We start from the raw sequence: 1,653 nt of genomic DNA on the forward strand, positions 1-1,653 counted from the left end.
GAGCAAGGAGTTGCTTAGTTTCTGGGCGAAAAGTTGCTCACTGAGCAAGAATTGGCCGATGCTGGGGTAAGATTGTTTGCCAGCAAACCCAACGTGTGACGAAAGTAATTACATCAATGACGCAGTGATCAGACACATTAAAAGCACTTCATACTGGTAAGATTCAGCAATAAAAAACGCCATTATCAGGGATCGAAATGGACGACATAACCTTTTCAGTGGGTGCAGTAACCTTCAAGTATTCGCTCACCGCCGAGCAAAAGAAATTTTTGCGACTCACACAAGAAACCACGGTTGATCTCAACCAATGGCCAGTATTTGCGGATCATATTACCGACACGATCCATGCAGCGATCCCTGATGAGTTAAAACTTCCGACAGAAAAACAACTCAAGTACGCCCAGACGATCTCGAAGGATTTGAAGGTTAAATTACCCAAAGACTATGATGAAAGTGCTTTGGCGTGTTTGTCGTTTATCGCCGACCACAAGCCAGCACACGATAGGGTGCTGGCGGTGTTCAATGGGATCAAGGGGAAGTTGTTGGGGTGAGGTGAGTTCGTCGTCTGAACTTGTGGATTGCAGGCGATGCTCAAAAAATACCAGTGTTATTTTCATCTAGATAGATCATTGGCGTAAGGTTTTTTCGGAGTTTCAGAGAAATTTTATGCGCTTTCTCAAGCTCTGAGTCATCTAGAGATTTCTGATTGAATTCATAGGTTACGGTATGGTTAAACTTTCTCATCTGGCGACCATATTTAAGATTATGATCATTTCGGTTAAAATCATCAACCAACGCCCATGCAGCACCGAGAATAAGCGCTTCTCTATCATTCTGAGCTTTTCTTGCAAACACAGGGCTATAATCTGACGCGTTGCTCCATATTGGTAACATTCTTAGTATTTGGTGATCAATGTAATCTTGTTCGAGCAGTGAGTTCTCATAATATAAATAAATATTAGTGGCATAAGAATCATTGTTATTGGCCATGAAGATGTAGAGATCTTTTATGATTTCTCTATCTTTATCCGACAACAGATATCTATCTCTTTTCGATTCATTACTTCTCATCCAAATAGGGTAGCCAAAATTCCGCTGGTAAATATCTAACAATGTGATAATTGGGTGATAGTAATTATTCTTTGCGCCATCTACTGCTGCTTTTGCCAATATATTAAAGCTTTCCTCGTCTACAGTTGTCGTAGGGCTATAGCCACCCTTCAACATAGTGTCATGAAGATATATCGCATACCCAGCTCTGGGATCACCAGCACTAGCCAATTTTTTTAGTGCTGCTCTTCCTTTCTCTCCCCACTCTTCGCTGCAGTGGTACCCCATATATTGAATACATTCAATATCTCTAGTGTCTAATTTAATTGCCGCGTACGGATTGCCGAGTTCAGCAGCTTTAGTGAGCAGTTTGCCCGCAGTTTCCCCAGAGTAAATACTTTGTCCGTAGGTGATTTCTGCTAACCAAAACATGGCTTCTGAATCGCCTTGTTCTACTAAAGGTGCTAGTAGAGTTTCCGCTTTTTCTTTGTCGCCATATTGAATGGCCAGCAGTGGGGCATACAGTGGATCTTCTGGGCGATATCGGCTGGCGGCATAGGGATCACTATTCACCTTGTTGTCATCTAAATATGAAGATAGTTG

The 1,653-nt window shown here is 42.1% G+C and carries 2 protein-coding genes; one reads left to right on the top strand and one right to left on the bottom strand.

All coding sequences use genetic code 11. The annotated features are described in order from the left end of the window. Positions 1–197: 197 nt before the first annotated feature. Positions 198–551, top strand: coding sequence for a hypothetical protein (locus tag BCT27_RS24185; protein ID WP_074928935.1), 354 nt, complete (start codon positions 198–200; stop codon positions 549–551). 40 nt (positions 552–591) lie between these two features. Here the strand turns inward: BCT27_RS24185 and BCT27_RS24190 are convergent. Next, a partial coding sequence (locus BCT27_RS24190; RefSeq protein WP_479684317.1) for an SEL1-like repeat protein occupies positions 592–1,653 on the bottom strand: 1,062 nt, incomplete at its 5' end.

The sequence above is a fragment of the Enterovibrio norvegicus genome (genome assembly GCF_002876705.1).
Taxonomy (GTDB): domain Bacteria; phylum Pseudomonadota; class Gammaproteobacteria; order Enterobacterales; family Vibrionaceae; genus Enterovibrio; species Enterovibrio norvegicus_B.